The organism is Alteromonas sp. Mac1 (assembly GCF_001562125.1).
Lineage (GTDB): Bacteria > Pseudomonadota > Gammaproteobacteria > Enterobacterales > Alteromonadaceae > Alteromonas > Alteromonas stellipolaris.
Genome location: NZ_CP013932.1, coordinates 1906341 through 1922826, shown reverse-complemented (window position 1 = coordinate 1922826; position 16486 = coordinate 1906341). Strand labels below are relative to the sequence as shown.

The 16486-nt window shown below is 43.1% G+C and carries 16 protein-coding genes; 9 read left to right on the top strand and 7 right to left on the bottom strand.

All coding sequences use genetic code 11. The features are described from left to right. The first annotated feature begins 7 nt into the window (after positions 1-7). Positions 8-553: an NUDIX domain-containing protein gene (locus tag AV939_RS08130; RefSeq protein ID WP_057792727.1), complete on the top strand. Its 546-nt coding sequence runs from the start codon at positions 8-10 to the stop codon at positions 551-553. A 124-nt stretch (positions 554-677) separates the two neighbouring features. Then, positions 678-1067: a DUF3224 domain-containing protein gene (locus tag AV939_RS08125; RefSeq protein WP_057792725.1), complete on the top strand. Its 390-nt coding sequence runs from the start codon at positions 678-680 to the stop codon at positions 1065-1067. A gap of 101 nt (positions 1068-1168) precedes the next feature. Here AV939_RS08125 and AV939_RS08120 read toward each other — a convergent pair whose 3' ends face one another. After that, complete coding sequence (locus AV939_RS08120) at positions 1169-1612, bottom strand: Hsp20 family protein (RefSeq protein ID WP_057792724.1); 444 nt, start codon at positions 1610-1612, stop codon at positions 1169-1171. Positions 1613-2136: 524 nt separating this feature from the next. On the opposite strand from AV939_RS08120, the gene AV939_RS08115 reads away from it, so the two are divergent. Then, positions 2137-3318 (top strand): acetate kinase, encoded by a 1182-nt coding sequence (locus AV939_RS08115; RefSeq protein ID WP_057792722.1) that lies wholly within the window; start codon positions 2137-2139, stop codon positions 3316-3318. A 64-nt stretch (positions 3319-3382) separates the two neighbouring features. Then, the gene (pta, locus tag AV939_RS08110) at positions 3383-5518 is read left to right on the top strand and encodes a phosphate acetyltransferase (RefSeq protein WP_057792720.1); all 2136 of its coding nucleotides are present in this window, start codon (positions 3383-3385) and stop codon (positions 5516-5518) included. Positions 5519-5747: 229 nt separating this feature from the next. Here pta and lnt read toward each other — a convergent pair whose 3' ends face one another. From lnt to miaB, 5 genes are all read right to left on the bottom strand, one after another. Next, the gene (lnt, locus tag AV939_RS08105; RefSeq protein ID WP_231751180.1) at positions 5748-7253 is read right to left on the bottom strand and encodes an apolipoprotein N-acyltransferase; all 1506 of its coding nucleotides are present in this window, start codon (positions 7251-7253) and stop codon (positions 5748-5750) included. A gap of 5 nt (positions 7254-7258) precedes the next feature. After that, the gene (locus tag AV939_RS08100; protein ID WP_013784735.1) at positions 7259-8116 is read right to left on the bottom strand and encodes an HlyC/CorC family transporter; all 858 of its coding nucleotides are present in this window, start codon (positions 8114-8116) and stop codon (positions 7259-7261) included. 127 nt (positions 8117-8243) lie between these two features. Beyond that, a complete protein-coding gene (ybeY, locus tag AV939_RS08095; protein WP_057792718.1) occupies positions 8244-8711 on the bottom strand; it encodes an rRNA maturation RNase YbeY in 468 nt (155 codons plus the stop codon). Further along, positions 8708-9820, bottom strand: a complete 1113-nt coding sequence (locus tag AV939_RS08090) for a PhoH family protein (protein WP_057792716.1) — start codon at positions 9818-9820, stop codon at positions 8708-8710. Before AV939_RS08090 ends, ybeY begins: the two co-directional genes overlap by 4 nt. Positions 9821-9846: 26 nt before the next feature. After that, positions 9847-11280, bottom strand: a complete 1434-nt coding sequence (gene miaB / locus AV939_RS08085; RefSeq protein WP_057792714.1) for a tRNA (N6-isopentenyl adenosine(37)-C2)-methylthiotransferase MiaB — start codon at positions 11278-11280, stop codon at positions 9847-9849. Between the two features lie 352 nt (positions 11281-11632). Here miaB and AV939_RS08080 point away from each other — a divergent pair, with 352 nt between their 5' ends. Both AV939_RS08080 and AV939_RS20260 read left to right on the top strand, forming a co-directional pair. Beyond that, positions 11633-12865, top strand: coding sequence for an FAD-dependent monooxygenase (locus AV939_RS08080; protein WP_061997510.1), 1233 nt, complete (start codon positions 11633-11635; stop codon positions 12863-12865). Further along, positions 12853-13029 carry a hypothetical protein gene (locus tag AV939_RS20260; protein ID WP_167347516.1) on the top strand — a complete coding sequence of 59 codons (177 nt, stop codon included), beginning with the start codon at positions 12853-12855 and terminating at the stop codon, positions 13027-13029. The genes AV939_RS08080 and AV939_RS20260 overlap by 13 nt, the downstream gene beginning before the upstream one ends. Before the next feature lie 476 nt (positions 13030-13505). On the opposite strand, the gene AV939_RS08075 is transcribed toward AV939_RS20260, so the two are convergent. Continuing rightward, positions 13506-14087 carry a TetR/AcrR family transcriptional regulator gene (locus tag AV939_RS08075; RefSeq protein ID WP_057792711.1) on the bottom strand — a complete coding sequence of 194 codons (582 nt, stop codon included), beginning with the start codon at positions 14085-14087 and terminating at the stop codon, positions 13506-13508. 156 nt (positions 14088-14243) lie between these two features. Between AV939_RS08075 and AV939_RS08070 the strand changes: the two genes are divergently transcribed. The 3 genes from AV939_RS08070 (at position 14244) to AV939_RS08065 (ending at position 16436) form a co-directional block, all read left to right on the top strand. Next, positions 14244-14795: a carboxymuconolactone decarboxylase family protein gene (locus AV939_RS08070; RefSeq protein WP_057792709.1), complete on the top strand. Its 552-nt coding sequence runs from the start codon at positions 14244-14246 to the stop codon at positions 14793-14795. Between the two features lie 293 nt (positions 14796-15088). After that, on the top strand, positions 15089-15262 hold the full coding sequence (locus tag AV939_RS20255) for a hypothetical protein (protein WP_167347515.1): 174 nt from the start codon (positions 15089-15091) through the stop codon (positions 15260-15262). Positions 15263-15818: 556 nt separating this feature from the next. Then, positions 15819-16436: a flavin reductase family protein gene (locus AV939_RS08065; protein WP_057792707.1), complete on the top strand. Its 618-nt coding sequence runs from the start codon at positions 15819-15821 to the stop codon at positions 16434-16436. The last annotated feature ends 50 nt before the right edge of the window (positions 16437-16486 follow it).

Here is a 16486-nt window from a genome sequence, read left to right as displayed (position 1 = left end):
CACTATTATGTCGGATAAGGATATTGAAACGCTTTCGTCAAAAGTGGTTTATGAAAATAAATGGCTAAAAGTGCGTGAAGATAAAATTCGTCGTGCAAGTGGAAACGAAGGTATTTACGGTGTTGTTGAAAAGCCAGATTTTGCGATTATTCTTCCCATCGATGGTGATATTGTTTATTTAGTTGAACAATACCGGTACACGGTAGAACAGCGATTGCTAGAATTTCCACAAGGTGCTTGGGAAGACAACCCCGATGCCGATCCTAAATTACTAGCCGCCGGCGAATTAAAAGAAGAAACTGGGTTTACAGCCAGCGAAATGCATTATGTAGGCTTTCAATACCTTGCCTATGGCTTTTGCAATCAGGGTTATCATATATTCGTCGCGAAAGGTTTAACGCAGGGAGAGCAGAAGTTAGACGTAGAGGAGGAGGATTTAAAAATCATACCTGTTCATTTAAAAGAATTAGAATCAATGATAGCTCAAGGCTCGATTAAAGATGCATCTACCTGCAATGCGTTCGGACTTGCCCGCTTAAAAGGATTTATTTAGTTAACACTATGATTATTGGTTGTAACACTCTGATTATTGGTTGTAACAGTGTGTAACAATTTTATGTTGAACGGTATCGAACTCACTTGTATTGTGTGACCACACTTTTTCTTTGGAGCAAACAATGAACTGCAATGGGCAATTTTCCATTACGGGGTGGGATGAAAATATACTAAGTGAAAAACGAGAAGGTGTTAAGCAAACCCATGCTAGCATTACACAGGCTTATGAAGGCAGCATGGCGGGGCAAAGCGACGTTGAATTTCTCATGTCATATCAGACATCAATGTTAGCGCTATTCGTTGGATTCGAGAGTTTTGTAGGGGTTATAGACGGTCGTCGAGGCACAATTTCATTTAAACATGATGGAAAATTTGTGAATGGCATTGCCAGTAGCAACTTTTCATCAATTGAAGGCAGTGCTACGGGTGAACTTTCTAATTGCAATATTTTAGGAACCTTCGAGTCTGCTGAAGGCGGTAAAGCGAACTACACAATTAATCTTACCGAATAACTCTTACAGATAACCTTATTTCTTACACATTAGGTGTAAACGAAAAAACGGCGCTTTTCAGCGCCGTCCAAAACCAGGGAAACGATTTTTAAAAGCTTTTTTTAACTCTCTATTAATCGAGAACCAATCTCAATTTGACGAGGTTTTTTAGCTTCGGGTATGACACGCTCCATATCGATGTGCAATAACCCATTTTCCATATCAGCAGCTAACACTTTCACATGGTCGCCAAGCTGAAATTTTCTTTCGAAATTACGCTCGGATATTCCTTTATGAAGGAACTTACGTTCGGCGGATTCTTTTTCCTCCGGCTTACGTGTACCTGTTATCACTAGGGTGTTTTCTTGAACTTCAATGGATACGTCATCTTTACTGAAACCCGCAATCGCCATTGTGACGCGATATTTATCATCGCCAAGCAATTCAATGTTGTAAGGGGGGTAAGTACTTTGTTTTTCAGCACGAGAAGCAGCATCAACAAGTGAAGCTAAGTGGTCAGAACCAATAAATGAACGGTAAAGTGGAGATAGATCGATAGTACGCATAGTCATATCCTATTAATTTAGCAATATGTTAAAAATAATTCGCCCCGACTATTCGGCGGCGGTGTTGTCAACCTGAGCTTTCAGCGTCGACATAATAGATATAGGGTGGCTCAAATTCTTTTCAAGGTTTTTTTTCAAAAATTTTAAAATTTATTTTGAAATGTAAAAGCACCTTAGTTTTTACCGGCGTCAACACTATGTATTATTAGTTACCGCAAACAGGTAAGTGCGACCGAATTTTAATAAATCAAGTGGTTAGCGTAAGGTTGTACTATCCACTAAATTTTCCTTTCCTTAGTTTGTTCCTTTCATTAAAAGAACCATCAAATCAACAGCAAGCTTTCGTATGCACTCAAACGACGCTGACCTTCATTAATTACTGAACTAAATGATAATTAATTGTATTTGGGTTTTATGGGATAGTAATATAACCATCTACTTGAAAGAGTATTAAGTAAGCATTTATGTACAAAAATGCTACACTTAGCGTTCTTTTTGTTACTTAATCAAACTCAAGAAATCGAATGAAAAAAGAAGTTATTGTTTTAAATTGCGGTAGTTCGTCAGTTAAATTCGCTATTATCGATGCCGACACAGGTGAAGCTGGCCTAAGTGGTATTGCAGAAAGCTTAGGGAATGATGACGCAAGCATATCGTTTAAATTAAACGGTCAAAAAGAAAAGCAAACCTTACCGGCTAATGCCTCTCATGCAGAAGCGTTGGCAGCAATTCAAAACATAATTGCTAGTACAGGTGTTAATCCAATTGCTTTGGGTCATCGAGTTGTTCACGGTGGTGAGCGCTTCAAAGAAGCAGCGTTAGTCGACGATAGCGTATTAGCCTCGGTAGAAGAATATGCGAGTATGGCGCCGTTACATAACCTGGCAAATCTAAAAGGGATTACCACTGCCCAAGCCGCGTATCCAGATTTACCTCATGTCATTGTGTTCGATACTTCTTTTTTCCAGCAAATGCCTAAACGTGCCTATATGTATGCACTGCCTAAGGTTTTGTACGAGCAGCATGGCGTGCGTAAGTATGGCTTCCATGGCACTAGCCACAAGTTCATTCTAGATAGCACTGCGCAATTGCTTAATAAGCCGGTTGAACAAACCAGTATTATTAGTGCTCACTTAGGAAATGGTTGCAGTGTTACTGCTATTGAAAAAGGGGTAGCGGTAGATACCAGCATGGGGTTTACGCCGCTTGAAGGGTTAATGATGGGAACACGCTGCGGCGATATCGACCCTAGCCTTCCTGGAACGTTACAAGAAAAGCTAGGGAAGTCTGCTGCTGAAATCAACGCACTAATTAACAAAGAATCAGGCCTTGCCGGTATTTCTGGGCTAAGCAACGATTGTCGTACGCTAGAAGAAGCGGCTGAAGCGGGGCATGAAGGCGCATTATTAGCCCTTGAAATGTTCTGTTATCGCTTAGCCAAGTATATATCTAGTTACATGATAGCGGTGCCGTCATTAGATGCTGTAGTGTTTACCGGTGGTATTGGTGAAAATTCATCGTACATTCGCGCCACAACCATGGGTTATTTTTCTCACCTTGGCTTTACGGTTGATGAGCAAAGTAACCAGGCTATGCGTTTTGGTGCAAAAGGAAATATAGCGTCTTCTTCATCCACCAAACCTGTTTTAATCGTACCCACTAATGAAGAGTGGGTTATCGCCGCCGAAGCTGCGAAATTTGCCTAGTTTTTTTGGATAAACTTTTGCGTAAATTGTTTTCGCGTAAATTGTCTTTGCTTTAGGAGCAATTATGTCACGCCGTATTATGCTGATCCCTGTTGGCACTAGCGTAGGGTTAACTACTGTCAGCATTGGGCTAGTTCGTGCATTAGAAGAACAAGCCATTAAACTGAATTTTTTTAAACCTGTAGCACAGCCTCGAAGAGGCGATACCGGTGAAGAGCGCTCTACAGCTATTATTAGCCACCACTGTAGTGTTAAGCCTATAGCGCCGTTCGATTTGAATGTAGTCGAGCGAATGATCAGTAGCGACAATACTGATGAATTACTTGAAGAGATTATAGAGCGCTTTGAAGCACATCAAGAACCCGATGCAGTAGCCGTTATCGAAGGCTTGGTAACAACCCGCCATCATCCCTACGCAGAGCGTCTGAATCTTGAAATTAGTCGCGCGTTAGATGCCGATATAGTGTTTGTTTGCGTGCCAGGAAACGATGATCCTGTTGATATTAACCATCGACTTGAAATTGTGGTAGACGCTTACGGCGGCCATAAAAGTAAAAAGGTAGTAGGTTGTATATTTAACAAAGTAAACGCGCCCTACGACGAACATGGCCAACTACGTACCGATTTAAGTGTGCTAGAAGCGCCAGAGCACGATGAAACACGCAGCAAAGCGTTGCGTGAGCTGCCTATATTTGCAAAAGGCTTAAATCTGTTGGGAAATATTGATTGGAATGCAGAGCTTATGTCTCCCCGCGCTATCGATATTGCCAAGCACTTAAACGCCACATTAATTAACGAAGGCAATATTGCTTCACGTAGATTAAGTAGCGTTACCTTTGCTGCCCGTGAAATTCATAACATGACGCACACGTTAAAGCCTGGTGCACTGCAAGTGATGTCTGGTGATAGAGGTGATGTGTTTGTTTCTTGTTGTTTAGCAGCGTTAAATGGTACCAAATTAGGCGCATTGCTATTAACCGGCGGCTACCAGCCAGATGAAAATATAAAGCATTTATGCAGCCAAGCACTGGAGACCGGCTTGCCTGTCATGCTAGTTAATACTAATACGTGGCAAACCGCACAGAATCTGCACGCGTTCAATCAAGAAGTGCCGGTAGATGATAGTCAGCGTATCGAAAAAGTGATGGTGCATGCGGCTGAAAGTTTAGACGCTAAATGGGTAGCTTCGCTTACCGAAAAAGTATCTCGTCAAAAGAAACTTTCTCCGTCTGCATTCCGCTATTATTTAACCAATCGTGCGCGCCAAGTTAATAAACGAGTGGTACTGCCTGAAGGTAATGAACCCCGTACTGTGGCAGCCGCCGCTATATGTGCAAAACGGGGGCTAGCGCGCCCTGTACTAATTGGTGATGAAAACGAAATTCAACGTGTGGCGCAGCAACAAGGTGTGGTATTGGGGGAAGGCGTAGAGATTGTTTCACCTGCTGCAATTCAAGAAGATTATGTGGCTGGGTTAGTTAAGCTTCGCGGTCACAAAGGTGTTACTGATGTGGTTGCCCGCGAGCTGCTACAAGACAACGTTACCCTAGGTACTATGATGTTGCAGCAAGGTGATGTTGATGGTTTGGTATCTGGCGCCGTTCACACTACAGCAAATACCATTCGCCCAGCATTGCAGTTAATCAAAACAGCAGAAAATGCATCATTAGTATCGTCGGTATTTTTTATGCTATTGCCCGACCAAGTCTTGGTTTATGGCGATTGCGCGATAAACCCAGATCCTAACGCCCAGCAGCTGGCGGATATTGCTATTCAGTCTGCTACTTCGGCGCAGATGTTTGGTATTGAACCAAGAGTGGCCATGATCAGTTATTCTACTGGTACATCTGGTGCTGGCAGTGATGTTGAAAAGGTGCGTGAAGCTACCGAGATTGCACAAAAACTTCGTCCAGATTTGCTGATTGATGGGCCGCTTCAATACGACGCTGCTGCCATTGAAAGTGTAGGGCGCAGTAAAGCGCCAAACAGCCCTGTTGCAGGTAAAGCGAACGTATTTGTGTTCCCAGATTTAAACACCGGGAACACCACTTACAAAGCGGTACAGCGTAGTTTCGATTTGGTGTGTATTGGGCCAATGCTTCAAGGTATGCGCAAACCCGTCAATGACTTAAGCCGTGGGGCGTTGGTAGATGATATTGTGTTTACTATTGCGTTAACTGCTATTCAGGCTGCGAATTAGTTAGGGGCTGTGTATTAGCTTGAGGCTGCTTGAGTTAGCTCATAAATCAGTTAGCTCAAGGCTGTCTATTCAGCTCAAGGCTGTATCTATTAGTCTACTACTATGAAAACTAGTTAGTTACACGTACAAAAACGGCGCATGAAGCGCCGTTTTTTATGTTTCAATTTTAGTTCGTCCACTTAACTTACCGACTAAATCAAAACTGGACGATTAGCGCATGGCGTATCTACTAATCCTTCGAACGCTTTCTTAACCTCAGCGCAATAAAGAAAAATACCAATACCAGCACCCACACGCCTATATCTTGAATCAGGTAATAGGGCGTAAAACCAGAGGTTGCCAACACTGGGGCAGTTAAACTGGCCGCTTCAAATTGAGGTAATCGTGCGGTTATATTGCCTTTGTGGTTAATAAAGGCGGTGATGCCATTATTGGTGGCACGTACCACGGGGCGGCCAAACTCGACGGCACGCATTCGAGCAATGTCTAAATGCTGCGCTGGGCCATGAGAATGGCCAAACCACGCATCATTACTTACCGTAATAATCATGTCTGTAGCATTGTAGATATTCGCGGCTACTTGCCTTGGGAAAGCAATTTCAAAGCATATTGCCGGCGCCAAATGTATACCGTTGGCAACAAGATTAGCTTGCTGAAAATCACCTCTCGCAAAGGAAGACATGGGCAAATCGAACAAAGGCGCTAACGGACGCAACCAGTCTTCAAAAGGCACAAATTCACCAATGGGTAGTAAATGGTGCTTAGCGAAACGATTGTTATGGAAGTACTGATAGTCTGGCGTTGTAGAATCGGGGGTTCTTTTACCCAGTACGATCAAATTGTTCCACGCCTCATCGGTTTCCCAATTAAAATTAACAATACCTGTGATAAGCGCGGTATCTTCAGCAAAGGCGCGAGCATTGACTTGTGTTAAATAATCTAACGCAAGTGGCTCTAATTTTGGTACCGCTGCTTCAGGCCAAATTATCAGGTCGTTATCCCACAGCGGTTCCGTAAGATTTAAATAACGGTCCATAGTAGGGGCGTCTTGTTCAGGCACCCATCGCAAAGACTGTGCAATATTACCTTGCGCCATCGCAACGTTATACTGCTGCTTAGGGGCAACCCATGTATGCTGATTGGCAACAAACCCACTAATATATAAAGCTAAGCTAACCACAACCGCGCCGGTGAAATGCCGTTTAGTATGCGCAACGGCAAACAAGCTCGCACCAATAACTAGCAAGGCTGTTATGCCGGTTTCACCAATGATTGGTGCCCAACCCACTAGAGCACTATCGATTTGGCTATAGCCTAACGACAGCCACGGAAACCCGCTTAATAACCAACTGCGTAACCATTCGGCGAATACCCAGAAAAAAGGCAAAGCCAATGGCCAAAGACGATGAGGGAAATAGCGAGCGGTAAGCTTAAACGCAAGCGCCGGAAACAACGCAAGGTAACTACATAATAAAACCATGAGGCCTATGGATGCAATTAGCGGTAAGCCACCGAAATCGGCAATGCTTACATGTACCCAACTAATACCTGCTCCAAACCAGCCTAGCCCGAACAACCAACCAGCTAAAAAAGGGCGATGCGTAAGTTTCATTACTTGCCGGATACCCAATGCAAACGCGGGGATAACAAGTGGCCAGATACCAAAGGGGGCAAACGCCAGCGTTAAGCTAGCGCCGCTTAGTAAAAGCAGTAAATAAGGAATGAACCGTTTCAACGGAGTTACTCCAGAGAGGCCACCGACACTTTCAGGTGTATAAGACGGCGTTTATCAGAGTTGGTTACCTTAAAGTGAATATCACCAATGGTAACTTCATCGTTCGTTTCAGGCATGTGCCCGAACGCTTTAAGCACAATACCGCCTATGGTATCGGCTTCTTCTTCGCTGAATTTGGTTTCAAAGAAGGCATTAAATTCGTCAACAGGCGTTAACGCTTTAACTGAATAGGTCGATTTGTTCAGTGGGCGAATATCATCGGTACCGTCTTCTTCGGTATCGTATTCGTCTTCAATTTCACCGACAATAATCTCTAGTATATCTTCGATGGTAACAAGGCCAGATACACCGCCGTATTCATCCACAACAATGGCCATGTGATAGCGTTGTTGGCGAAATTCTTTCAGCAGCACATCTACACGCTTACTTTCCGGCACAATCACGGCAGGGCGCAAGATATCGCGTAAATTAAGACTTTTTTCTGGATTAAACGCATAGCTCAGTAAGTCTTTTGCAAGCAATATGCCTTCAATATGATCTTTATCTTCACTAATAACGGGGAAGCGGGAGTGGGCTGATTCCAACACAACAGGTAGGAATTCATCAACGTTTTTTTCAACGTCTATGGTAGTCATTTGCGCGCGTGGGATCATAATATCCCTAACTCGCATTTCGTTGACACCTATTACACCTTCAATCATCTCCCGGGTTTGGGGATCGATGATTTCGTTCTGCTCGGCTTCAGTAATAACTTCAACCAGTTCTTGTTTGCTTCTCGGCTCGCCAGAGATAGAAAGTTTAAGTTTGTCTAACCAACTTTTTCCTTGGGAGCCGTTGGTAGAGTGAGGATTATCGTCGCTCATAATGTCCGCTAATTTATTGATACAACGTCAACGTTAAATGTCTTGGGGAGGGGCGTCAATGCTTTATTGTTTATTTGCACGTAAATTACGCAACTACCCAAGTGTAACTTGTTGGCGCTATTGGGTTTTATTGATAAGGATTACCAATATTTAAAGATGCCAATATACGAATTTCTTTTGCTTCCATAATGTCAGCATCTGCATCGTCTATGTGATCGTATCCCAGAAGATGTAATATTCCGTGAATGACCATATGGGCATAGTGGTTGGTGGGTGTTTTGTCTTGCTCTTGCGCTTCACGCATGATCACAGGTACACAAATAACCAAATCGCCAAGCAAGTTCATTTCAATGCCTGGTGGAACTTCAAAGGGAAAAGACAGCACATTAGTGGGCTTATCTTTACCTCTGTATTCATGGTTTAGTGTTTGTGACTCTTCATCATCGGTGAAGCGTACGGTAACTTCTTGCTCGCCCGTGTTTTCGGCCGCAAGTACCGCATTAGCCCACGCTTCAACTTGTTCAGCAGAGGGAATGGCCTTAGCCATTTCCTCGTCAGCTTCGTAGGCTTGCTGGTAATCTACAATGGCTATCACTTGGCATCGCTATTTTGTTGTACAGATGTGCTATTAGATGAACTGCCAGATAAGGCATTAGCATCAGCTTGTTCACGTTGAAGACGAAGGGCTTCTTCTTTCTTCTCTTTGCGAACACGCTCTTGCTCGGCGTCATAATGCTCATAAGCACGCACGATTCGGGCAACTACAGGGTGTCTTACCACATCTTCAGCGTTGAAAAAGTTAAACGAAATATCGTCAACATTATCCAATACTTCAATAGCGTGGCGTAAACCTGAACGGGCACCACGTGGCAAATCTACTTGAGTGATATCACCGGTGATCACCGCTTTTGAATTAAAGCCAATACGGGTTAAGAACATTTTCATTTGCTCAACCGTGGTATTTTGACTCTCATCCAAAATAATAAAAGCATCGTTTAGAGTACGACCACGCATATAAGCTAAGGGGGCAACTTCTATCACATTGCGTTCCATTAGCTTTTCTACTTTTTCAAAACCCAACATTTCAAACAAGGCGTCGTAAAGTGGGCGTAGGTAAGGGTCGACTTTCTGTGAAAGGTCGCCCGGCAAAAAGCCTAGCTTCTCACCCGCTTCAACAGCAGGACGAGTTAATAGTATTCTACGTATTTCTTGACGTTCTAACGCGTCAACGGCTGCAGCAACGGCCAAATACGTTTTACCAGTACCAGCAGGGCCTACACCAAAGGTGATGTCGTAGTTTAGAACATTAGCCACATACTGAGCTTGATTCGGATTACGAGGCTTAATTACACCACGTTTTGTACGAATGTGTACTTCTTTACCGAAATCGCCAGCGCCTGACCCTGTATCTTGCTCTAAAGCCGCGGCCTGTTGAATAGCCAAATGCACTTGCTCAGGTTCAAGTTCAGGCAAGCGGCCTTTTACTGGCTGAGTTTCTACATACAGCTGTTTAAGTAATTCAGTGGCGCTCTGAATTTGGCGTGGCTCACCTAGCACCTTAAACGCATTATTTCGGTAAGTAATTTCTACTCCCAACCTGCGCTCTATTTGCTTAATGTTGTCGTTAAACGGCCCACATAAATTGGACAAACGTTTTGTGTCTGCCGGTTCCAAATCAAATTCATTACTTACCAATGTACTCAAACTACTGTATTCCTCACTTTTACTATTTATGCTGGGTTGAATTGACCTACGCCTATCGCGTCAGGCAAATCAGCCTCGTGCTTAGCCATAATAGATTGGGGCGAAACGGCAACACGCAAGCCCATTTCATCTTCACGGCGAATAACGTCGCCACGTAATGAATTAGAGAATACGTCTGTCACTTTCACGTCTACGAATTCACCAATCATATCCGGCGTGCCTTCGAAGTTTACTACGCGGTTATTTTCAGTACGGCCGGAAAGCTCCATAGGATTTTTCTTTGAAGGGCCTTCAACCAAAATACGCTGCTCGGTATCTACCATGTTACGGGCAATGCGTAACGCTTGTTGGTTTATACGTTGTTGCAACAAGTACAGGCGCTGTTTCTTCGCGTCTTCGGTTACATCGTCTACTGCGTCTGCTGCAGGTGTACCAGGGCGTGCACTGTAAATGAAGCTAAAACTTAGGTCGTAATCAATTGCCTGAATAAGGTCCATTGTGGCTTCAAAGTCAGCATCGGTTTCACCAGGGAAACCAATAATAAAGTCGCTCGACATACTAATGTTAGGGCGAACTTTACGAAGCTTACGAATTTTAGACTTATACTCAATGGCGGTATGACCACGTTTCATTAAGTTAAGAATACGATCTGAACCACTTTGTACAGGCAAGTGAAGATGATCAACAAGTTCAGGAATAGTGGCATACACGTCAATAATATCATCGGTAAATTCAACCGGATGTGACGTGGTATAACGAATTCTGTCGATACCGTCGATAGCTGCAACAAGTTCTAATAACTCGGCAAAGCGACACACGGTGCCATCGTGGTTTTCACCACGAAACGCATTTACGTTTTGGCCAAGCAAGTTAACTTCACGAACGCCTTGACCGGCTAGCTGAGCAATTTCAAGCAATACGTCGTCTACCGGACGGCTTACTTCTTCACCACGGGTATAAGGTACTACGCAGAATGTACAGTACTTAGAACAGCCTTCCATAATAGAAACAAACGCCGTTGGGCCTTCAGCACGAGGCTCAGGCATACGGTCGAACTTTTCAATTTCAGGGAAGCTCACGTCGATAACCGACTTTTCGCCGCCTTTAAGTTGGTTAATCATTTCGGGCAAACGATGCAAGGTTTGCGGGCCGAATACTAAATCAACATAAGGGGCTCGCTGGCGAATAACGCTACCTTCTTGAGAAGCTACGCATCCGCCCACGCCAATAATAAGCTCGGGTTTATCTTGCTTAAGGTTCTTCCAACGACCTAGCTGGTGGAACACTTTTTCCTGCGCCTTCTCACGAATAGAGCAGGTGTTAAGCAAGATAACATCGGCTTCTTCCGCAGTTTCTGCTGCAGAGTAGCCATGAGTAGAGTCGAGTAAGTCTGCCATTTTCTCCGAGTCATACTCGTTCATTTGGCAGCCCCAGGTTTTGATATACAGCTTTTTAGTCATAACAACTAGTCGATAACCTGATAGAGTTCCCGTAAGCAATTGACTGGCGGTTGAAAATGCCACACGCTAACTAGGTTAGGTGTAATTTCTGGCAAAGCCTGCCACTGCAGTTTTGGGAAGATGTTCAAAATAGCCGCGTATTTTACCTGTTATAACGCCGAATGCCCAGTGTATTCACCCACATTCGCCGGAATTTAATGCACTGCCATTGTGCAAGGGCGGTGTGGCGGATATAAAGCATGAAACAGAAGATATTAGTAAATTAAAAAGGCGAACGTATTTGGGCTCACATTCGTATTATTTATTAGTGCAAAGCGAGTAAGCTATTGGGTCAGTAAAAGAGATTTATATTATGTATGATTTTTGTATAAATGGTGGTGGCATGGTGGGGGCTGCGCTTGCATTAGGTTTAGCTAAACAGCAATACCGCGTGGCTATTATTGAACCCCATTTGCCCAAGGGCTTTGACGAATCCAGTAAGCCAGACTTAAGAGTATCAGCCATTAGTGATGCGTCTGTAACCTTACTAACTTCGTTAGGCGCGTGGGAATATATTCAAGCAATGCGCGTTAAACCCTATACTGGCTTAAGTGTATGGGATGACCCCGCCCATCGAACAGACTTTACCGCACAAAGTATCGACGTGCCCCAGTTAGGTTTTTTTGTTGAAAACCGATTATTACAATTGGGGTGTCATCAAGCCTTGCAGGCATTTGATAACGTTACCTGGTTTACTGGCTGTAAAGTTACCGATATCACGCTAGGCAATAGTTCGGTTAATAGCTCGGTCGATTCTGATGTTTCAAGAAACCATGCCGCCACCCTTAGTCTTGATAACGGCGAAACTATTCACGCAAAGTGGTTAATAGGTGCCGATGGTGCGGCCTCGCAAGTTAGGCAAGCTGCGAATATTGGCGTATCTGGTTGGCAATATAGTCAACAAGCTATGGGCATTACGGTTGAAATGGTAAATTCGGTTGATGCCATTACATGGCAAGAATTTACACCTGATGGCCCTAAAGCCTTTTTGCCAATGTTCAACAATTACGCCTCGCTAGTTTGGTACGACTCACCCGATGAACTCAAACGTATATCAACCCTTAACGCCGCACAATTAAAGCAAGCCATTATAGAGGCCTTTCCCAACGAGCTTTTAAAAAACGGTAACGACTTCACGGTAATTGATAAAGCCACATTTCCGTTAACCCGAGCACATGCAAGCCGTTATATTACCGACGGCGTTATTTTGGTAGGCGATGCAGCGCATACTATTAATCCATTAGCCGGGCAGGGTGTTAATTTAGGGTTTAGAGATGTTGAAACCTTATTGGCGGTGACTGCCGAAGGTACCGATTTAACATCGCTAGAGTTTAAAAAGCGCTTAATAACAAGCTACGAAAAACCGCGCCAGCGTGATAACGGGCTAATGATGTCTGCTATGGATGGTTTCTACGGCTTGTTTAGTAACGATATCGGCCCCATTAAATGGTTAAGAAACCAAATACTTTCTGTAGCTCAGCAGTTTGAGCCAGCCAAGCGGGAAGTACTTAAATATGCGATAGGAATGCGAGAATGGAAGTTTTAATAATACTTGCCGTACTGTTCGGCGCACTTTTCATAGTGATACCACTTATCGAACGCTCTAAAATGCGCATTAGTGATGAAGACACCGCCAAATGGTCTAAGTGGATATGGCCGCTAATGGGCATATTACTGGTAGCACAACTTCTGCGCATGATGTTTAGTTAGTTGTTCGGCTCGAATGATGGTGGCCCTTGGGAAAGCTTGCATTAGAAACGCGCGGTAAACCCATCCATGGGCGCTCTGCCACAGCCTCCATGCTGTGGAAGGTTTCTAATGCAAGCTCTCCCAATGCCTCAGATACAACGTGCGAAAAGCTAACATTCAGAAACGCGCGGTAAACCCATCCATGGGCGCTCTGCCACAGCATCCATGCTGTGGAAGGTTTCTAATGCACACTCTCCCGACTCTCTAGATACATCGAGCGAAGAGTCAGCAGTAAAAAATCCCCGATAAGCCCGTCGATAGGCAGTCTGCCGCAGAATTCTACTGAGGAAAGTTGCGAATACAAGCTCTCCCAACGCCTCTGATTCACCAAGCGAAAAGCTAACATTCAGAAGTACGTGATAAGCCCACCCAAAAGTACTCTGCCACCAAATTTATACAGTGGAAAGTTTCTAATAAAAGCCCACCTTCTGCACCAATTACTCAGGCCAAGATGTCTTAAGGTCGATGAGTACTTTATCAATCATAGATTCAATGGCGAGATTGTCGCTCTGCATTAAGGCAAAAGTACGAAGCCCTACAAATTGGTTTTGTAACCAATCTGCGGCTTTATCAACGGGTGTACTCGAAGGTAATGAGTTAGTTTGAACGGCCTTTTTTACAATCGATTTGAAGCAAGTTTTTAAGGTACTCATGCCATCAAGTACAGACTGTTTCCCGTTTTCACCCAACATTTCTAATTCGGTAATAGACTTAATCAATAAGCATTGGCGCTGAAAGCGTATTTCTTCAGGATTAATAAGCTCGTTGACAAAAAATGCACGCAAGGCATCAAGAGGAGTATCAGCACCAATTACGGTGCTGAGTTTCTGCTGAGTGTGGGCTACATACTTTTCCACTACCAGTTGGAACAAACCTTCTTTACTTTTAAAACGCGCGTAAATACTACCTGGTCGCATATCTAAGGCTTGTTGAATGTCGCGCATACCAGCGGCCTGAAAGCCTTTTTGCCAAAAAAGCGTGGTGGCCTTCTCAATCACTTCAGACTCTACATATTTCATTCTGGTATACCTTATATTCGAATGTTTTGAACACTTGTTCAATTATGACTTGAACAAGTGTTCAAGTAAACCTATATTGTATTACATCAAAACGTAATCAGTATTTATTATCAATTTTAGTTACTGGTTTTCAGTTCACATCAATAGGAGAGTGACATGAGCGATTTTACATTACACACAGCAGATAGCGCACCAGAAGCAGCTAAACCACTTCTTGAGAATTCTCAAAAAGCTTTCGGTATGATCCCTAACTTGCATGCAGTAATGGCGGAAGCGCCAACGTTGCTTGAAGGTTATCAAGTACTTCACGGTTTGGCACAAGATACCTCATTCAATGCAGAAGAGCTTACTGTAGTATGGCAAGCGGTTAACGTAGAGCATGCGTGTCATTACTGCGTACCAGCGCATACGGGTATTGCTAAAAGCATGAAAGTAAGTGATGAGCTAATTGAAGAGTTACGCAACGACGAAACCCTTTCTGATGCCAAGCTAAACACATTGAAAGATACCGTATTAGCAGTAACGCGTGGTCGTGGTCACATCGATGATGCACAACTTAAAGCGTTTTATGATGCGGGTTATGCGCACAAGCAACTATTAGAAATTATTCTAATTTTAGCGCAAAAAGTGATGAGCAACTACACAAACCACCTAGCTGATACCCCTGTAGACGACGCATTCAAATCGTTTGCTTGGGAACCGAAGTAAGGTAGAGGACAAACCTTCCACCCGTGGTAAAAACAGCTATGGTTTTACGAAAGTTAATGTAGAACATACGCATACAAGAAACGGCCTTTGTTTATCATAGGCCGTTTTTTTACGCCTAGTTTTCTCGTTTTTTGCTATATCAGTTAAACAAAGGTGCCATACAACAGTAGTAAATGTTGAAAATGTATATACAAGTGCTATATGATGTATAGTCATATAACGCATGATCTGGTATCTATCGGCATTTACGGGCTGGCATTTACAGATACTGCTGTTCTTGATGAGGACTCACGTTGGATAAGAAAAAGAATAAAAAAAAGAATAGTCAGCTGATTATTCGCATTAACGACCAGGAGCGTGCCGACTTTATTCATCTCTGTGAAGAGCTTGATACTACAGCGGCAAGAGAGATCAGGCGGTTTATTAAAGAATTCACTGAAGCGCAAAAAGCGAAGTCTTCGGATTAGTAGTTTGCGAAACAAATAATGCATTTTCTCTTTAAGCAGTGATTACATCAAGTGAGCGTATATTGCCTAGCATTCCTCACTCAATAACCAATAGCAATAAAAGGATATTTCCAATGGCTAAAGCTAAGAAAGTTAAACAAGAAATCAAAGTAACTAAAGCTAAAATTTCTAAGCAAGAAGGTAAGCTTAAAAAGCTTAAGAAAGAACTTAAAAAAGCGAAGAAAAAATAGTTTGTTTTCTTAATTCATAAAAATAAAAAACGGCGTATAAGCATGGCTTAACGCCGTTTTTTGTATGTGATGGTTTATTGCTTAATGATTTAACATTTCAGCGATTCATCTGAATGGCAAACCAACACTAACCACATCGAAATAATGAAATGATTACGCCTGCTAAGTTATGCTAGTTAGCCAAACTCACAACTAACTTAAACTCCCAGCTAGCCTAAACTTACAACCAGCCTAAACTCACTACTGCAATTTAAACACCTTAGCCGCTATACTCACAATGATAAAAAAGTTAGTTAATTAACCACCATGATTGCTAAGGAAAATTCTTGTCTGATATTCACTTCTACGAACCTAAAGTAGGGCATGGTCTAGCCCACGATCCTTTCAACGCCATTATTGCGCCTAGGCCCATTGGTTGGATTTCGTCTAAAAGTAAAGAAGGTAAGCTAAACCTAGCGCCTTATAGTTTTTTCAACGCGCTTAATTACACGCCACCTATCATCGGTTTTTCTAGCGTAGGTGATAAAGATTCACTTAAAAATATCAAAGCGACTGGTGAGTTTTGTTGGAACCTTGTAAGCAAGCCATTGGTAGAGGCTATGAACCAAACCAGTGCACCATTAGCAGCCGATGAAGATGAGTTCGCGTTTGCTGCTTTAGATACCGTAGCTTCTCACATTGTTGATGTGCCTAGAGTGAAATTAAGCCCTGTTAGTATGGAGTGCAAGCTTACCGATATCGTACAGCTAAAAAATGCGGAAGGCGGTTTGTGTGAAAGTTGGTTTGTAATGGGTGAAGTTGTGGGTGTGCATATACAAAAAAACATGATTGAAGCGGGTGTGTATAAAACCTTGAGAGCTGAACCTGTTATGCGCGGTGGCGGAGCGGGGGATTATTTTACGGTAGACAGTAGCAATATGTTTGAGCTGTTCAGGCCAAAATAAATATAGCCGTAGCGATAAAAAAGCAGTGGCGACGATTTATAAACTTCTTA

Coding starts and splice junctions, on each gene's coding strand:
- AV939_RS08130 (WP_057792727.1), top strand. CDS start 8: ATGTCGGATAAGGATATTGAAACGCTTTCGTCAAAAGTGGTTTATGAA.
- AV939_RS08125 (WP_057792725.1), top strand. CDS start 678: ATGAACTGCAATGGGCAATTTTCCATTACGGGGTGGGATGAAAATATA.
- AV939_RS08120 (WP_057792724.1), bottom strand. CDS start 1,612: ATGCGTACTATCGATCTATCTCCACTTTACCGTTCATTTATTGGTTCT.
- AV939_RS08115 (WP_057792722.1), top strand. CDS start 2,137: ATGAAAAAAGAAGTTATTGTTTTAAATTGCGGTAGTTCGTCAGTTAAA.
- pta (WP_057792720.1), top strand. CDS start 3,383: ATGTCACGCCGTATTATGCTGATCCCTGTTGGCACTAGCGTAGGGTTA.
- AV939_RS08100 (WP_013784735.1), bottom strand. CDS start 8,116: ATGAGCGACGATAATCCTCACTCTACCAACGGCTCCCAAGGAAAAAGT.
- miaB (WP_057792714.1), bottom strand. CDS start 11,280: ATGACTAAAAAGCTGTATATCAAAACCTGGGGCTGCCAAATGAACGAG.
- AV939_RS08080 (WP_061997510.1), top strand. CDS start 11,633: ATGTATGATTTTTGTATAAATGGTGGTGGCATGGTGGGGGCTGCGCTT.
- AV939_RS20260 (WP_167347516.1), top strand. CDS start 12,853: ATGGAAGTTTTAATAATACTTGCCGTACTGTTCGGCGCACTTTTCATA.
- AV939_RS08075 (WP_057792711.1), bottom strand. CDS start 14,087: ATGAAATATGTAGAGTCTGAAGTGATTGAGAAGGCCACCACGCTTTTT.
- AV939_RS08070 (WP_057792709.1), top strand. CDS start 14,244: ATGAGCGATTTTACATTACACACAGCAGATAGCGCACCAGAAGCAGCT.